The organism is Ochrobactrum soli, assembly GCF_003664555.1.
GTDB lineage: Bacteria > Pseudomonadota > Alphaproteobacteria > Rhizobiales > Rhizobiaceae > Brucella > Brucella teleogrylli.
Genome location: NZ_RCHH01000003.1, coordinates 804,336 through 820,534, shown reverse-complemented (window position 1 = coordinate 820,534; position 16,199 = coordinate 804,336). Strand labels below are relative to the sequence as shown.

Genomic DNA, 16,199 nt, shown 5'->3' with positions numbered 1-16,199 from the left:
CTACGCAATCCGGACGACGGGTTCGCTACGGTTGCTGCCATAATCGGCAAGCACCGTTTCACCAGCAACAGCCGTCTGACCGACGGCAACGCGCACAGTCGCATCGGCGGGCAGATAGACATCCACGCGGGAACCGAAGCGGATAAGGCCAAAACGTTCTCCGACCGACAGATCGTCATCCTGATTGGACCAGCACACGATGCGGCGCGCCACCAGACCAGCGATCTGCACCACGCCGACCTTGCCATGCGGGCTCTCGATCAGAACGCTGTTGCGTTCGTTTTCGGTGCTGGCCTTGTCGAGTTCGGCATTGAGGAACTTGCCCGGGCGATGCTCGACCTTAACGATCTGACCACGAACCGGCGAGCGGTTGATGTGCACGGAAAAGACATTCATGAACACGGAAACGCGCGTCAGCGGCTCGTAACCGAGATCAAGCTCCGCAGGCGGAATGGCCGGGCCGACGAAGGATACCTTGCCGTCAGCCGGGCTGATGACGAGATCGTCGTCCATCGGCGTCACGCGTTCGGGATCGCGATAGAAATAGATGCACCAGACCGTCAGCACCATACCGATCCAGAACAGCGGGTCCCACAACCAGCCAAGAATCAGCGAAACCACGAAAAAGCCCGCTATGAACGGATAGCCTTCACGGTGAATCGGCACGAAAGTGTTGCGGATAGTGTCAGTCAGGCTCATCGCTTGTTCCTCGCGTTTCGCCGTATGTAGCGCATCCCTTCCAGAATCTCAAAATGCATTTCGCAATTTATGCACGACTGTCAGGTGGCGTGATCACTCCGCCGCAGGCGTTCCGCGCACAACCACGCCCATATCGTCGCTTTCGCGCACCTGACGCAGGCGTTCTTCGGCCTCGTCAGCCTCACGCTGACGATCCCACATCGAAGCATAAAGGCCTTTGTGCTTCAGAAGCTGGCGGTGGGTGCCGCGTTCGGCGATCAAGCCATCCTTCAGCACGATGATTTCATCAGCACCGATCACCGTTGAAAGGCGGTGCGCGATAACCAGCGTCGTGCGGCCACGGCTGACGATATCCAGCGCCGACTGGATTTCCTGCTCGGTCGCCGTGTCCAGCGCCGAGGTCGCTTCATCGAGGATCAGGATCGGCGGTGCTTTCAGGATCGTGCGCGCAATCGCCACGCGCTGCTTTTCGCCACCTGAAAGCTTCAGGCCGCGCTCGCCCACCATGGACTTATAGCCGTCCGGCAGATGCTGGATGAAACGGGAGATCTGCGCCATTTCGGCTGCCTTCTCCACCTCTTCCTCGGTCGCATCGGTGCGGCCATAGCGGATATTATAGGCGATGGTGTCGTTGAACAGCACCGTATCCTGCGGGACCATGCCGATAACCTTACGCAGGCTTTCCTGCGTCACATCGCGGACATCCTGCCCGTCGATGGTCACCGAGCCCGACTGGATATCGTAGAAGCGGAACAGCAGCCGCGAGATGGTGGACTTGCCCGCGCCCGAAGGCCCGACAATCGCCACGGTCTTGCCCGCCGGAACTTCGAAGCTGATGCCCTTGAGGATCGGACGATTGGAATCATAGGCAAAATGCACGTCATCGAAGCGGATTGCGCCCTTGTCGACCTGCACCGGCTTGGCATCCGGCTTGTCACTCACTTCCTGCTTTACGTCGAGCAGGTCGAACATCTGTTCGATATCGGTCAGACCCTGACGGATTTCGCGATAGATGAAGCCGATGAAGTTGAGCGGAATGGAAAGCTGCATCAACAGCGCATTGATGAACACGAAATCGCCGATGGATTGCGTTCCGGCGCGCACTTCCAGCGCCGACATCACCATGACGATCGCCATGCCGACACCGAAGATCACCGCCTGACCGAAGTTCAGCCAGCCGAGTGAGGTCCAGGTCTGGGTCGCAGCTTTTTCATAACGCGCCATGGAGCTATCGAAACGCTTGGCCTCCATCGCCTCGTTGCCGAAATATTTCACGGTTTCGAAGTTCAGCAGGGAGTCGATAGCCTTGGTGTTGGCGTCCGTATCGGAATCATTCATCTCGCGACGGATGTTAATGCGCCAGTCGCTCGCCTTGATGGTGAACCACGTATAGAGCCACACCGTCGCCGCGACGACGACCAGATAGGAAATGCCGTAGGAGACGGCGAAGATCACCGCCGTCATTGCAAATTCCAGAATGGTCGGCAGCGTGTTGAGAATGGTGAAGCGGACGATGGTTTCGATGCCCTTCGTGCCGCGCTCGATCACGCGTGACAGGCCGCCCGTGCGCCGCTCCAGATGAAAGCGCAGCGAAAGCTGGTGCATGTGCACGAACGTCCGATAGGCGAGCTGACGCACAGCATATTGGCCGACACTGGCAAACAGCGCGTCACGCAGCTGGTTGAGACCGGCCTGCACGACCCTCGATCCATTATAGGCCACCACCAGCATGACCGTACCGGTCAGGAAGAGCGGCACATAGCCCGGCGCTTGCAGCTGTCCGTTCAGCGCATTCGTCGCCCATTTGAAGAAATAGGGAACGAGAATGAGTACGATCTTCGAAATGACCAGATAGAACGTCGCCCACACCACGCGCATGCGCAGGTCCGGCCTGCCCTCGGGCCACATATAGGGCCAAAGATTGCGCAGGGTCTTGAATGTTTCGCCGGATTCGGCAGAAACCGTTTTGGAGGAGCTCATCAGGCGTTCTTTCGGGTCAGATCATAACGTGCAACAACCACCGGCAAATGCGGCAAGGTGGGTGCGAATGGCATTGATTTGCTGCCAGTTGACGCTGTAGCGCGAAGACTGGCGTTCGGGTCGATAGTCGATCAGCCTTGCGGTCACGAGAACCTTCAAATGCTGCGAAACAGTGGATTGGGCGAGATCCAGCCTGCCGACAATGTCCTTGCAGCAGCAGGCGTCCTCAAGGATCAGCTGCCGTAAGATGGCGATACGCACCGGATGCCCCAGCGCGGCATAGATCCGCGCGGCATCCTCGTCGCCTTTCGCCATCGTGCCGAGATCGGCTGCGGGCTGATCATTCATGGAAATCTTCATCGTATATCGACGATAAACGATTATACCTTAAAGCACAAGATTTCACGGCGTCTTTTCCAAAAAACGCCGTGAATGTAAAAACAAGCTATCGTGATTGTTAAGTAGCACGACAGTTGCAAATTCGTCAGGCTGTGGCGAAACGAGTGATTTTCGAGCACCGGAGCACAGGAAATTGCTCGTTGCAGACCGGCATCACGAAGAATGCAACTGTCGTGGTAGAACGAAGACTGGTCAGTTTTGACGTTCCTGCCTCTGGCGCTTCACTTCCTCATCGCCCAGTGGCTCTTTGGGCATGTGGAACACCTGCCCCGGCCAGATGAGGTCCGGATTCCTGATCTGCTCGCGATTGGCCAGATAGATCGTCGTGTAGCGTGTGCCCTTGCCATAAGCGCGCTTGGAAATCGTCCACAGATTATCGCCGCGGCGGATGATCACCGAACCATCGACCTTTTGGAGCGCGGCCTTGTCCTCGGCACCGGCTTCCGCGGGCGCAGCGCCGCTGGCGGCGGGGGCGACCGCCGAAATATTCGCGCCAGCCTCGCGACGGAACGGCACACGCGCAGTTGCGACGATACGATTGGCATTGTCGAGAAGATCGGCGCGAATGATGTAATCGGCAACAGCCAGCGGCTGCGTGCTCTGCACGAGGAAACGGCCTTCCGGCGAAACGGCACTGGAGCCGATCAGAATATCGTTGGCATGGACGATCACGCGGTTTCCGCCCTTGGCGTTGCCTGCCACGAAGATGGCGTCTCCTTCGATTTCCACCGCTTCGATGGCAATCGGAAGTTCCTCCGCAGGCTTGGCCTGCGAACTTTCGCCCGGTGTCGGCGCTGTAGCCGCGCCATTCGACGGGCCGGAGGCGCTGTCGGCGGGCTGCGCGGGAGCCGCTTCGGGCTTGGTGATCAGGCGGCTTGCTGCGCCCGGCTCTTCAACCAGCGCCAGAACCTGTCCGCTTTTTGAATCCGGCACGGAGACAATGGCGGTTTGGGCGGAAGTGGCAACCTTGTCCTGCCCCGAGGCGCGCAACACCAGCTGATGATCGCCCGGCTTCAAAGGATCGTCCAGCACCACGACGAAATCGCCATTGGGGCCTGCCTTGGCCTTGCCGAGAACACTGGCGCCAGCCACGACTTCGACGTCCGAATTCGGCATGGCCTTGCCTGCAATCACCACGGAACCGTCCGGTTCTACGCGCAAGACGTCGAAGATCGGCGTCTGGTGTTGCTGTTCCGGTTCAACGGCAGCCTGTTCGGCAGGGGTGGTCGGCTTATCGGCCTTTGGCGCAGCCGCAGCGGATTGCGCTGGGGGTGTTTCCGTCTGGGGCGTTTGCGGCTGTGCTGCCTGTTGTTCGCCGCCGGAAGCGGCGGGCGCGGAAACGCCGGCCTTCGGCGTATCTGGCTCTGTCTTTTTCGCGTTCCAATAAAGACCGAGCCCGACAATAACCGCCATCACGCCAGCGCCGAGCAATCCAAAGCTGTTCTTCTGCATTTCGTTTCGAAACCCACGCCAGAGACTTGCGCGTTTCCGGTTAAAACGGAGACTTTGGAACCGCGCTATCTATTTTTTTCTGCGCATCATCCAACGCAAAACCGCTTCGCACTTTTGCTGGAAATGCTCTCTAGAACGGGTTTATAGCTTTTGGCTTCCCCCCACAACAAATCTGCACCGAATTAGAGAAAGCTACGAGGGTTTTTCTTAGCTTGCTTATTGTTCTGCACAGCTTGTAGGCTTTTCCTGCTCCGGGTCGTCCATAAGATTGTAGAGACTAGCCTCCGGGCCCTTGGTCCACCAGACATAAACCCCACCGGCATATTTCGCGCCTGAGCCAGAAATGACGTTGGAAGCGACGACGGTTTCATCATCCAGCTCAAGCTCGGCCAGCGAAATATCACCGGCATTGTAATAGGTGACGGACACGTCCTTTTCGCCGCATTTATAAAGGACGGAATTGGTCGTCACCGCCGTATCGTCCGGCAGTTTGATGGTAATTTCAGCAGCCGATGCCGCGGAGGCGGTCAGGGACAGTGCAAAAAGCGCGACGGACAATTTCATTGGTGACAACATTTTCAAATTCACTCCGATTTGATTTGCAAAATAAGACTTAGAATACTGGCGCTGAATGTACAGGACATGAACGGATTTTACGGCTCTGCGGCGTGACGCCCGACTTGACGCTTACGCAGCAAAAGCCCAAAAAAGCACTATGTCTGAGATTCGATCCATTTGCGTTTATTGCGGCTCTTCCATGGGCCAGAACCCCATCTATCGCGAAGCGGGCCTTGCGCTTGGCCGCTCCATCGCCGAACACGGCCTGCGCCTTGTCTATGGCGGCGGCACACGCGGCATCATGGGCGCGGTGTCGCAGGGCGTGATGGAAGCTGGCGGCGAAGTCACCGGCATCATCCCGACTTTCCTGCTCGACAAGGAAGCAAGCCTCGAAAAGGCGGAACAGCTGACCGAACTGATCGTCGTTGACGATATGCACGAGCGCAAGCACCTGATGTTCCAGAAGTCGGATGCATTCGTCACACTGCCCGGCGGCATCGGCACGGTCGAGGAAATCGTCGAGATGATGACTTGGGGACAGCTCGGCAAGCATCGCAAGCCTATGGTCTTCGCCAATATCAACAATTTCTGGCAGCCTATGCTGTCGCTGCTCGACCATATGCGTGCGGAAGGGTTTCTCCATACCGCCCATCAGGTGCAGCCGCTGGTCATCGACCGGGCGGAAGACATTGTGCCGGCCATCATCGCCGCCAATGGCAAGCCGCGCGAAGGCGATCCCGAAATCATCGAAAAGATGTGAGCCCTCCCCCTCGCAAGGGCGGCCTTCTTATTCGTTTTGCATTGAACCATCTGTACCGCCCGTACAGATGGTTTTTGTTTTTAGAGCATAATCCGACCGGAGCGAAACAAGGATCGATAAGATTATGCTTGAAATATAGCAGCTTAGAGCGCCGATCTGATTCATTCAGATCGAAACGCGCTCAAGCACGCAACCGCCACCACGGCCCATTGAAAAACGTTCACCCATATGGTTGACTATTTCCGTGGATGGCGTATATTCAACCTTACGGGTGAATAATGAACGAAGATGCTCTGTCACATATTCTCAAAGCCGTCGGAGACGTTACGCGACGGCATATCTTGACGCTGCTCGTACAGGAGGGGCCATCAAGAGTGACTGCGCTCGCCGCTCATTTCGACATGTCGCTCAACTCGGTCTCCAAGCACATCAAAGTGCTGGAGGAGGCTGGATTGGTCACCCGCAAGACTTTGGGCCGCGAGCATTTCATTGCCGCTGAACTGGAACCGGTACGGGAAGTGGAAAACTGGTTTGCGGAACTGAAGTCTGTCTGGGAACTGCGCCTGACGGCGCTGGAGGATGTACTCGTTTCGAAGGAACAGGAAAATGAGTGAGCTTGAACTGACAGTCAATCGCAGGATCGCCGCTCCCCGGGAGAAGGTTTTCAACGCATGGCTCTCGCCCGCAACGCTGGCGAAATTCATGCGCGCATCAAGCGACAGCACCGGTCCGTCCGATGTCAGCACGGATGCGGTGAAAGGCGGTCGCTTTTCCATTTTGATGCACATGGTCGACCGCGACGTGCCGCATTCGGGCACCTATCTGGAAATAGACCCCCATGCGCATCTGGCGTTCACGTGGAATTCGCCGCATTCGCTGGACGACAGCGTGGTGACGATAGACCTGAAGGAAGTGGACCCGAACACCACGGACATCACGCTGAAGCAGGTCAAATTCCGCAGCCCCGAAGCGCGCGACGGCCACATCAAAGGCTGGACCACCATTCTGACGAATTTCGACGGACTGGCCAACTGACCCTGATGATCGAAATAAAAATGCCGGGCGCTCTGCCCGGCATTTATCGCATTATTTCTTCACCAGCGTCGCCACCGCTTCCACATGCGGCGACCACAGGAACTGGTCGATGGGCGTGACGCGCTGGATGCGATAGCCGCCCTTCAGCAGAATGGCGAGATCGCGGGCGAGCGTCACCGGGTTACACGACACGGCAACCACCCTTTCCACCTTGGACTTAGCCAGTTCCTGCGCCTGTTCTTCGGCGCCCGCACGCGGCGGATCGAAGACCACGGCGTTGTATGGCAGCAATTCCTTCGGCATCAGCGGACGGCGGAACAGGTCGCGCCGCTCGACCGAGACAGGCTTCAAGCCCTGCACATGGCGCACGCCACGATCGAGCGCCGCCAGCGCAGCCGCATCGCTTTCCACCGCATGCACAGCGCTTTTCTCTGCGATTCTAAGGGCAAACGTGCCGACGCCGCAGAAGAGATCAGCGACGCGCTTCGCCTTGCCGACGTGGTTCAGCACCAGCGCTGTCATGGTTTCCTCGGCTTCGGCCGTCGCTTGCAGGAAGCAGCCGGGCGGCACCGGCACCGGAACCTTGCCGAAATGGATCAGTGGCTTTTTCGGCTCGACGATGATTTCGCCCTCGTGCGAAAGACGCGCAAAGCCTTTCTTGATGACCAGCGCGGTCAGGGCGCGGCGCTGGTCGTCATCCAGCACACCGCAGCCGCTTGCCGCCAGATCGAGGCCGGATGCCGTCAGTGTGGCCGCCAGCTTGAACGGTTTGGAACCGGGGGCCAGCAAAGCGCCGACATCGCGCAAATCGTCGAGGCGCGCGATGATTTCCGGCACGGTGACCGGGCATTCGACAATATCGATAATTTCGTGGCTGAGATGGCGATTGAAGCCGAGCAGAACGCCCTTCTCGGTCTTGCGCACCGCAAAAACGGCCCGGCGGCGCGTATGCGGCGCGCAAGCCACCAGCGGTTCAACCTCTACGTCGATGCCCCTGCCCTTCAGGGCCGAGACCACCAGTTCGCGCTTCCAAAGGCGATAGGGTTCGTCCTGCCAGTGTTGCAGCGCACAACCGCCGCAGGCTTCGAAATGCTCGCAGGCCGGGTCCTGCCGTTCTGGCGAGGCTTCCAGCAAGGCCATCAGTGTCGCGCGGTTCTTGTCGCGCGCCACATTGGCCACTTCGCCCGGCAGGGTGAAAGGCACATAAATCTGACCATCGGGAAGATTGGCGACGCCATCGCCGCCCGCACCAATCGAGCGGATATTAACTTGCCCCGTTACTGGCGTCGTCATTGGTCTTTCTTTCCTGCCAAGAGATATTCACGATTGCCATCACCACCTTCGATGGGCGACGGGCAAAGGCCGAGCGCGCGCCAGCCAGGCTGCGTCTCAAGCCAAAGTTTGAGTTCTTCTGCGATGCGTTCGCCGTCTGCCGTGTCGCGCAAAATGCCGCCCTTGCCGATGGCTTCACGTCCTGCCTCGAATTGCGGCTTCACGAGAAGCGCGCAGATAGCATCTTTTTGCGCAAAGGCCAATGCCGGGGGCAGCGCCAGCTTCAGCGAGATGAAGCTCACATCCGAAACGACGCAGTCGATGTCGCGTCCATCGAGATGGATAAGCTCCAGCGCGCGGGCGTTAACGCCTTCCCTGTTGGTTACTTGGGCGTTACCACGCAGGCGCTCGTGCAACTGGTCGTGTCCGACATCGATGGCGATGACATGGCTTGCGCCGCGTTCCAGAAGCACCTGTGTAAAACCACCAGTCGATGCACCGATATCGAGCGCCGTGCGCCCCTTCACATCGAGATCGAAATGATCGAGCGCCGCAATCAGCTTGAGCGCCGCGCGCGAGACATAGGCGCTGGCCGGATCGTCCACCGTGATCGCCGCGTTGTGGGCAGCCGTCTGGCCCGGCTTGGTGACGGCTTTGCCATCCACCTTGACCGTGCCGCGCTGGATCGCATCGCGAGCGCGCGAGCGCGTGGCGAACAATCCGCGTTCCACCAGCAACTGGTCAAGGCGCGCCCTGAAATCAGGCACGGAACGGTGTCGCGATATCTTCGCGGCCAAGCGCCGAAAAGACCGTGTGCACGATACCGGCACGGTCGAGACCGGCGCTGGCATACATCGCATCCGGCTTGCCGTGATCCTGATATAGATCGGGCAGCGTCAGCGCACGAACCTTGAGGCCACGATCCAGCAAACCATCGGTGGCGAGGAATTGCAGCACATGCGAGGCAAAGCCGCCTACCGCACCCTCTTCTACCGTCACCAGCACTTCATGCTCACGGGCGAGACGACGGATGAGATCGTGATCGAGCGGCTTGGCAAAGCGCGCATCAGCAACTGTCGTCGAAAGTCCGGCAGCGCCCAGCTCATCGGCGGCGGCAAGGCATTCCTGCAACCGCGTCCCGAAGGATAGCAGCGCCACTTTGGTGCCTTCGCGCACGATGCGGCCCTTGCCGATTTCCAGCACCGAGCCGCGTTCCGGCAGATCGACGCCGACGCCGTCACCACGCGGATAGCGGAAGGAAATCGGGCTTTCGTCATATTCGGCGGCAGTGCGCACCATATGGCGCAGTTCGGCCTCGTCGGAAGCCGCCATGACGACAAAGCCCGGCAGAGCGGCGAGGAAACCCGTATCGAAGGAGCCTGCATGGGTGGCGCCATCGGCACCCACCAGACCGGCGCGGTCGATGGGGAAGCGAACCGGAAGGTTCTGGATCGACACGTCATGCACGACCTGATCGTAGCCGCGCTGCAGAAAGGTCGAATAAATGGCGCAGAACGGCTTGAAGCCCTCGCTGGCGAGACCGGCTGCAAATGTGACGGCGTGCTGTTCGGCAATGCCCACATCGAAGGTGCGCTGCGGAAAAACTTCGCCGAAAAGGTCAAGCCCGGTGCCGGTCGGCATGGCGGCGGTGATCGCCACGATCTTGTCGTCGTGACGCGCTTCCTCGATCAGGCTCGTGCCGAAAATCTTGGTATAGCTCGGCGCATTCGCAGGCGGCTTCGCCTGTTTGCCGGTGATGACATCGAACTTGTTGACGCCATGATATTTGTCGGCGGCAGCTTCGGCAGGCGCATAGCCCTTGCCCTTCTGCGTCACCACATGGATCAGCACCGGGCCTTTTTGCGTGTCACGCACATTTTTCAGCACGGGCAGAAGATGGTCGAGATTATGCCCGTCGATAGGCCCGACATAATAGAAGCCCAGCTCTTCGAACAGCGTGCCGCCGGTGAAGAATGCGCGGGCATATTCTTCCGACTTGCGCGCCTTGTCCTGAAGGAATTTCGGCAGTTTCTGCGCTACCTGCTTGGCGGCTTCGCGGACGCTGCGATAGGTGCGGCCCGAAACGAGGCGCGCCAGATAGGCGCTCATCGCGCCGGTCGGCGGCGCGATAGACATGTCGTTGTCGTTGAGGATCACGATCAGCCGCGCATCCAGCGCACCGGCATTGTTCATCGCTTCATAGGCCATGCCCGCCGACATGGAGCCATCGCCGATGACGGCAATGACATTGCGCTTTTCGCCGGAAAGATCGCTGGCCACCGCCATGCCGAGACCGGCGGAAATCGACGTCGAGGAATGCGCCGCGCCGAATGGATCATATTCGCTCTCGGAACGCTTGGTAAAACCGGACAAGCCGCCTTCCTGCCGCAGCGTGCGGATGCGGTCGCGACGACCGGTCAGGATCTTGTGCGGATAGGCCTGATGGCCGACATCCCAGATGATGCGGTCATGCGGCGTATCGAAAACATGGTGCAGCGCGACCGTCAGCTCGACCACGCCCAGCCCCGCGCCCAGATGCCCGCCCGTGGTGGACACGGCGTCGATCAGCTCGGCGCGCAGTTCTGCCGTCAGTTGCGGCAGGTCCTGCTCCGGCAAAGCGCGCAGGCGATCCGGGGTCGGCGCCTTGTCGAGCAATGGGGTGTTGGGTCGGGACATCGAAACAACCTGTCTTTGGGATTATCTGGATTGGTCGTCGGTATAGCAGCAGCGTGGCCAGATCAAGCAGCGCAGGCCGATCTGGGCCAATATGCCCAAGCTAACACCATAAGGCTATCATTCAGGCAAAGGTATGAAATCCTGTTCGTCGCCCGGCACGATATCGAACCGACCCGTGCGCCATTCTTCCTTGGCCTGCTCGATGCGCTCTTTGGAGGATGAAACGAAATTCCACCAGATGTAACGTTTCGAGCCAAGCGCCGCACCGCCGAAAAGCATGATATGCGCGCCTTCAGGCCCGGCCTGCACGACGATATCGTCACCGGGGCGGAAGGCCAGCAGCCGGTCGGGCGGAAACACTTCGCCGCCAATGCCCACATTGCCGCTCAGCGTATAGATCGCGCGTTCTTCCGCTGTCGGCGGGATGGGAAAACGACCATGCGGCTTGATGCGGATATCGGCATAAAGCGTATCGGCATGCTGGATGACCGGCGATTTCAGCCCATGCATCGAACCGATGATCAGGCGACCGTCAAATTCGGGATCCGTCATCAACGGCAGATCGGGCGCATTGGTATGATAGAAATGCGGGTCGATTTCTTCCAGCGCATCGGGCAGCGCCAGCCATGTCTGCACGCCGGAAATCGAGAGCGGCCCATTGCGTTCTTCTTCGGGCGAGCGCTCCGAATGCACGATACCGCGCCCGGCTGTCATGAGGTTCACATCGCCGGGGCGCACCACCATTTCCGTACCGAGGCTGTCGCGGTGGCGGATATGACCATCAAACAGATAGGTGACCGTCGAAAGGCCGATATGCGGATGCGGGCGCACGTCGAGCGCATCGCCATCGCGCAGCACTGCCGGCCCCATGCGGTCGAAGAAGATGAACGGCCCCACCAGCCTGCGGCGAACGGTTGGCAGCGCGCGGCGCACTTCCAGCCCGCCAATGTCGCTTGTGCGCGGAATTACCAGCGTCTCAATCGCATCCACTGTCGTCTTGTCGCCAAGCACCGGATCGGGACAGGGGAAAAAGCTCATGAGACATCCTTCCAACCGGATCAGCCGCAAAACCAGCCGATCAAATCTGTTCAAAACAAAACCGCACCGGCAGGCCGGTGCGGTCCGCATTCATCAATATGGCGCTAGCTCCACGCTTTTCCAGAGCCGCATTATCCTACGCATCGAAGCGGGATCAGAAATCAGTCCAGTGGACTGATTTCCCCGCGTAGGCGCTACGCACTTTTGCTGGAAATGCTTTAGCGACCCTGCAACAGCTTGGAAAGCGCGTTGGTGTCCGGCACCTGACCGTTGGCGGTCAGCTTGTCCACCAGACCCGGCAAAACCTGCGAAAGCTGGTTCAGCAATTCCTGCTGGTCAATGCCTGCATGCTGTGCAATTTCGCTGAGCGTCTTCTGGCCAATAGCATCGCCAAGCTGGCCCGGCTCGATGGGGTGGTTCTGCCCCTGGCCGACCCAAGATTCAACCTTTTCACCAAGACCTGCCTGGTTCAGTTGTTCCAGCAGGCCGCCAAGGCCACCGCTGAGCGGACCCGGCGCGGAAGGTGCTGCCGATGCGTTGCCCGCAGCAGCGCCACCAAGCAGGCCACCAAGCCCGCCGAGAATGCCACCGAGCAATCCACCACCAAGCCCGCCAGCCTGACCCGCAGATGGTGCAGCCGAAGCATTACCGGCTGCGCCGCCGCCAAGCAGGCCACCGAGAAGATCGCCCAAGCCGCCGCCAGCCTGAGACTGGTCAGGCACCGGCTGCGCCTGCGTCGGTGCGGGTTCTTCCTTGCTGCCGCCGAGCATCTTGCCAACCAGCAACGCGCCAAGTGCAATCATGATTGGCTTGGCAAGACTGCCGCCGGGGATCGGCGAACCGTTTGAGTTATCGTCGTAACTACCCATGACGCAATACTCCCTGTTATCCCATGCAGCTTGACGTGCATGCGGTAAGTTGAAGTTAAAACGATTTCTCGTTTTGACAAGCATATTAACTTGCCTCTGCGCAATAAATATGAAAATTTTCCGCGAGCGCGAAACAAATGTTTATCTGCGCTTCGGGAGATATAAGATGTCTGTAATAAGCTGGATCATACTCGGCCTGATTGCTGGCTTCGTCGGCAGCAAAATCGTTAATAAAAGCGGTCAAGGCGTCTTCTTTGACATCGCATTGGGTATTGTCGGCGCAATCGTCGGCGGCGTGCTTTCATCTTCACTGTTCGGGCGCGGCGTCACCGGCGCATTCGATCCGATCAGCCTTATCATCGCCATTGTCGGCGCAGTCATCGTGCTTTGGGCCTATCACGCCATCACCGGCAAACGTTCTATCGGCTGATATTTTGATTTATATGTTTCCGGCTCCGGTCCGCGCCGGAGCCGTTTGCGTTTCAGGACCAGCGGTTTCTCAGCAAAGATGTTGAATTTATGAGCTTTCTCGAACCCTACATCACAGCCTATGGCGCGTTGGCGCTGTTCGTCATCGTCTATTTCGAGTCGTTCGGCGCGCCGCTTCCCGGCGAAAGCGCGCTGATCGCAAGCTCGCTTCTGGCGCTGCATGGCACGCTGAATATCGAAGCCGTGCTGCTGGCGGTGTTTATCGGCGCGGTACTGGGCGATTGCACCGGCTATCTGATCGGGCATTTCGGCGGGCGCAAGCTGATCCTGCGCTATGGCCATCTGGTCAAGCTCACGCCTGAAAGGCTCGATCAATTTGAAAAGCTGTTCGACAGCAAGGGGTTTTATGTGGTCGCGACGGCGCGCTTCGTCGTGCTGTTGCGCCAGCTCAACGGCATTGTCGCGGGCTCCATGAATATGAACCCGCTGCATTTTCTGGCTGCAAACGTGATCGGCGCTGCCGGGTGGACGCTCTGCTGGGGCCTTGGCCCCTATTTGCTGAGCGGCGTGCTCGCGCCCTATGTCTCTCAACTCAGGGCGCTGTTCTAACTATTCCGCGTCGAGCGGTTCCGTGCCGACAGGCTGACCATCGCGGCCGATGCGGATTTTTTCGACCTTGTCTTCCGCCGATTTCAGCAGCGTGTCGCAATGCTTCTTCAGCGCTTCGCCGCGCTCATAGATGCGAATGGATTCTTCCAGCGGCACATCGCCCCGCTCCAGATCATCGACGATCTTTTCAAGCTGCTTGAGGGCATCCTCGAAGCTCATGACCGCAATATCGGCGTTGGACGGTTCGGTTACCATGATTCATCCTTTCAACAGCCGCGTAATATGCGTAGATGCGGACTGCGACAAGCCCTCTAGATCATATCCACCCTCCAGCACACTCACGAGCCGGTGATCGCAGAAGCGTTCCGCCCGTTCCATGAGTTTGCCGGTCGCCCAGTCGAAGTCCGCCTCGTCGAGATTGATCTCGGCCAGCGGATCGCGAAAATGAGCATCGAAGCCAGCCGAAATAAGGATCAAATCTGGCCGGAAGTTGTCCAAAGCGGGCAATACACGACTATTAAATGCTTCGCGAAATTCGCGGCTGCCCGTATTGGGTGATAGCGGCGCATTGACGATATTGCCGACGCCGGTTTCATCCTTCGCGCCCGTGCCGGGATAGAGCGGAAACTGATGCGTGGAGCAGAACAGAACGCTTGGATCGTCCTGAAAAATATCCTGCGTTCCGTTGCCATGATGCACGTCCCAATCGATGATGGCGACCCGCTCGGCACCGTGTCGGCGCTGCGCATGACGAGCCGCAATGGCAATCGAATTGAACAGGCAAAAGCCCATGGCGCGCTCACGCTCGGCATGATGGCCCGGGGGGCGTGCAGCGACAAAGCCGTTGCTGGCGGCGCCTGAAAACACGTCATCCACCGCGCCCATCGTTGCGCCGATGGCGGTGAGCGCTGCCTCCATGCTTTTCGGGCTGACATAGGTGTCGCCGTCGAGCTTCACTACGGGCTGCGGCGCTTCTTCATCCTCGACCGGCTCCGGGATTTTGGCGCGCACCGCATCAAGATGCTCTTCCGGATGGGCGAGAAGGATCGCGTCTGCGCTCGCCTTCGATGCCTCGACCCGGTCGAGCCGGTAGAAATCTGTCCCTTCCAGCTCGCTCATCAGCGCGCGAATGCGATCCGGGCGCTCGGGGTGCCCGGACGGTGTCAGATGTTCCAGATAGATCGGATGCCAGTAAAGCCGTGTCGTCATGCGTCCACTATAGCATCAGGCGAGCACATGACCATGACGGCCCTGTGCATATCCTGCCTGCAGTCTTCAGATGATTTCGGTGCGGGCAATGCCGATGCCGAAACCTTCGAGGCCGACATAGTGACGTTCGCGCGAGGCCAGCAGCACGATGGAGGTGATGCCCAGATCTTTGAGGATCTGCGCGCCAAGGCCGATCTGACGCCATTCTTCTTCACGGGCGCGGGCTTCCGCATGGCTTTCATGCTCGCCTGGCAGATTATCGCGGGCGCGCGCATCGTGATGATCGGCGCGAACACCGACCGAACCTTCACGCAGATAGACCAGAACGCCCCGGCCTTCCTTGCCCATGCGCTCCATGATCGCGTCGAGATTGCTGCCACCCTTGCCGAACACGTCGTTCAGCACGTCTTCGCGATGCAGGCGCACCGGCACTTCCTCGCCATCGCGAATGTCGCCGAACACCACCGCCACATGCTGCATCGGCTCCCATGGCAGTTCGTAAGTATAGGCATGGGCATTGCCGGCGCAGGTCTTGATCGCCGCATCGCCGACGCGCTTGACCAGCGTTTCCTTGCGCTGGCGATAGGCGATGAGGTCTGCCACCGTCACGCGGTGCAGCGAATGTTTTTCGGCGAAAGCGGTCACATCGGGGCCGCGCATGACTGAGCCGTCATCATTGACCAGTTCGCAGATGACGCCGATGGGCGGCAGATTGGCGAGCTTGCAAAGATCGACGGCAGCTTCGGTGTGGCCCGAGCGCATCAAAACGCCGCCTTCGCGCGCGATCAGCGGGAAAATATGGCCGGGACGCACAAAATCATCCGCACCTGCATTCGGGTTCGCCAGATTGCGCGCCGTCAGCGTGCGGTCTTCCGCCGAAATACCGGTGGTCGTACCATGGCGATAATCAACCGTGACCGTAAAAGCGGTGGTGTGGGCAGATTCATTCTCGGCGACCATCGGCGCGAGATTGAGGCGCTTCGCTTCCTCACGTGGCATCGGCGTGCAGACGATGCCCGATGTGTGGCGCACGATGAAGGCCATCTTTTCCGGCGTGCAATGCACGGCGGCAACGATCAGGTCGCCTTCGTTCTCGCGGCCATCATCGTCCATGACGACGACGATTTCGCCGCGCTCGAAAGCGCGCAATGCATCCACAACCTGCTTCTGATTATAGCTCATCGACATACACCCTTTTTAAATCCGTCCGGTCT

The 16,199-nt window shown here is 59.1% G+C and carries 17 protein-coding genes and 1 pseudogene; 5 read left to right on the top strand and 13 right to left on the bottom strand.

The window, feature by feature from the left end; translation table 11 throughout:
• The 5 genes and pseudogenes from D8666_RS09265 to D8666_RS09245 all read right to left on the bottom strand — a co-directional run.
• Nucleotides 1-705, bottom strand: a pseudogene (locus tag D8666_RS09265) (phosphatidylserine decarboxylase); the annotation flags it as partial.
• An 87-nt stretch (nucleotides 706-792) separates the two neighbouring features.
• Nucleotides 793-2,679 carry an ABCB family ABC transporter ATP-binding protein/permease gene (locus tag D8666_RS09260; RefSeq protein WP_121537341.1) on the bottom strand — a complete coding sequence of 629 codons (1,887 nt, stop codon included), beginning with the start codon at nucleotides 2,677-2,679 and terminating at the stop codon, nucleotides 793-795.
• Nucleotides 2,680-2,700: 21 nt separating this feature from the next.
• The gene (locus tag D8666_RS09255) at nucleotides 2,701-3,027 is read right to left on the bottom strand and encodes an ArsR/SmtB family transcription factor (protein WP_349496900.1); all 327 of its coding nucleotides are present in this window, start codon (nucleotides 3,025-3,027) and stop codon (nucleotides 2,701-2,703) included.
• Between the two features lie 243 nt (nucleotides 3,028-3,270).
• Nucleotides 3,271-4,530, bottom strand: coding sequence for a LysM peptidoglycan-binding domain-containing protein (locus D8666_RS09250; protein WP_121537339.1), 1,260 nt, complete (start codon nucleotides 4,528-4,530; stop codon nucleotides 3,271-3,273).
• A 216-nt stretch (nucleotides 4,531-4,746) separates the two neighbouring features.
• A complete protein-coding gene (locus D8666_RS09245; protein WP_371830799.1) occupies nucleotides 4,747-5,106 on the bottom strand; it encodes an MliC family protein in 360 nt (119 codons plus the stop codon).
• Between the two features lie 139 nt (nucleotides 5,107-5,245).
• Between D8666_RS09245 and D8666_RS09240 the strand changes: the two genes are divergently transcribed.
• The 3 genes from D8666_RS09240 (at nucleotide 5,246) to D8666_RS09230 (ending at nucleotide 6,883) form a co-directional block, all read left to right on the top strand.
• On the top strand, nucleotides 5,246-5,848 hold the full coding sequence (locus tag D8666_RS09240; protein ID WP_109368461.1) for an LOG family protein: 603 nt from the start codon (nucleotides 5,246-5,248) through the stop codon (nucleotides 5,846-5,848).
• A 278-nt stretch (nucleotides 5,849-6,126) separates the two neighbouring features.
• Nucleotides 6,127-6,462, top strand: a complete 336-nt coding sequence (locus tag D8666_RS09235) for an ArsR/SmtB family transcription factor (RefSeq protein WP_109368460.1) — start codon at nucleotides 6,127-6,129, stop codon at nucleotides 6,460-6,462.
• A complete protein-coding gene (locus tag D8666_RS09230; protein WP_109368459.1) occupies nucleotides 6,455-6,883 on the top strand; it encodes an SRPBCC family protein in 429 nt (142 codons plus the stop codon). The genes D8666_RS09235 and D8666_RS09230 overlap by 8 nt, the downstream gene beginning before the upstream one ends.
• Nucleotides 6,884-6,934: 51 nt before the next feature.
• On the opposite strand, the gene D8666_RS09225 is transcribed toward D8666_RS09230, so the two are convergent.
• The 5 genes from D8666_RS09225 to D8666_RS09200 form a co-directional block, all read right to left on the bottom strand.
• Nucleotides 6,935-8,176, bottom strand: coding sequence for a class I SAM-dependent RNA methyltransferase (locus D8666_RS09225; RefSeq protein ID WP_109368458.1), 1,242 nt, complete (start codon nucleotides 8,174-8,176; stop codon nucleotides 6,935-6,937).
• The gene (locus D8666_RS09220) at nucleotides 8,173-8,922 is read right to left on the bottom strand and encodes a TlyA family RNA methyltransferase (RefSeq protein WP_235858908.1); all 750 of its coding nucleotides are present in this window, start codon (nucleotides 8,920-8,922) and stop codon (nucleotides 8,173-8,175) included. Before D8666_RS09220 ends, D8666_RS09225 begins: the two co-directional genes overlap by 4 nt.
• Nucleotides 8,915-10,831 (bottom strand): 1-deoxy-D-xylulose-5-phosphate synthase, encoded by a 1,917-nt coding sequence (gene dxs, locus D8666_RS09215; protein ID WP_109368456.1) that lies wholly within the window; start codon nucleotides 10,829-10,831, stop codon nucleotides 8,915-8,917. Before dxs ends, D8666_RS09220 begins: the two co-directional genes overlap by 8 nt.
• Before the next feature lie 117 nt (nucleotides 10,832-10,948).
• Nucleotides 10,949-11,869 carry a pirin family protein gene (locus tag D8666_RS09210; protein WP_109368455.1) on the bottom strand — a complete coding sequence of 307 codons (921 nt, stop codon included), beginning with the start codon at nucleotides 11,867-11,869 and terminating at the stop codon, nucleotides 10,949-10,951.
• A 218-nt stretch (nucleotides 11,870-12,087) separates the two neighbouring features.
• Nucleotides 12,088-12,738: a YidB family protein gene (locus D8666_RS09200; protein ID WP_109368453.1), complete on the bottom strand. Its 651-nt coding sequence runs from the start codon at nucleotides 12,736-12,738 to the stop codon at nucleotides 12,088-12,090.
• Between the two features lie 166 nt (nucleotides 12,739-12,904).
• Here D8666_RS09200 and D8666_RS09195 point away from each other — a divergent pair, with 166 nt between their 5' ends.
• Both D8666_RS09195 and D8666_RS09190 read left to right on the top strand, forming a co-directional pair.
• A complete protein-coding gene (locus tag D8666_RS09195; protein ID WP_109370181.1) occupies nucleotides 12,905-13,168 on the top strand; it encodes a GlsB/YeaQ/YmgE family stress response membrane protein in 264 nt (87 codons plus the stop codon).
• Between the two features lie 89 nt (nucleotides 13,169-13,257).
• Nucleotides 13,258-13,776, top strand: a complete 519-nt coding sequence (locus D8666_RS09190; protein ID WP_109368452.1) for a DedA family protein — start codon at nucleotides 13,258-13,260, stop codon at nucleotides 13,774-13,776.
• Here the strand turns inward: D8666_RS09190 and D8666_RS09185 are convergent, their stop codons facing one another.
• The 3 genes from D8666_RS09185 to ribB all read right to left on the bottom strand — a co-directional run bounded on the left by D8666_RS09185 (nucleotide 13,777) and on the right by ribB (nucleotide 16,167).
• Nucleotides 13,777-14,031 carry an exodeoxyribonuclease VII small subunit gene (locus tag D8666_RS09185; RefSeq protein ID WP_078338030.1) on the bottom strand — a complete coding sequence of 85 codons (255 nt, stop codon included), beginning with the start codon at nucleotides 14,029-14,031 and terminating at the stop codon, nucleotides 13,777-13,779.
• A 3-nt stretch (nucleotides 14,032-14,034) separates the two neighbouring features.
• Nucleotides 14,035-14,985: a histone deacetylase family protein gene (locus tag D8666_RS09180; protein WP_109368451.1), complete on the bottom strand. Its 951-nt coding sequence runs from the start codon at nucleotides 14,983-14,985 to the stop codon at nucleotides 14,035-14,037.
• Nucleotides 14,986-15,051: 66 nt separating this feature from the next.
• Nucleotides 15,052-16,167, bottom strand: coding sequence for a 3,4-dihydroxy-2-butanone-4-phosphate synthase (ribB, locus tag D8666_RS09175; RefSeq protein ID WP_109370180.1), 1,116 nt, complete (start codon nucleotides 16,165-16,167; stop codon nucleotides 15,052-15,054).
• Between the last annotated feature and the right edge of the window lie 32 nt (nucleotides 16,168-16,199).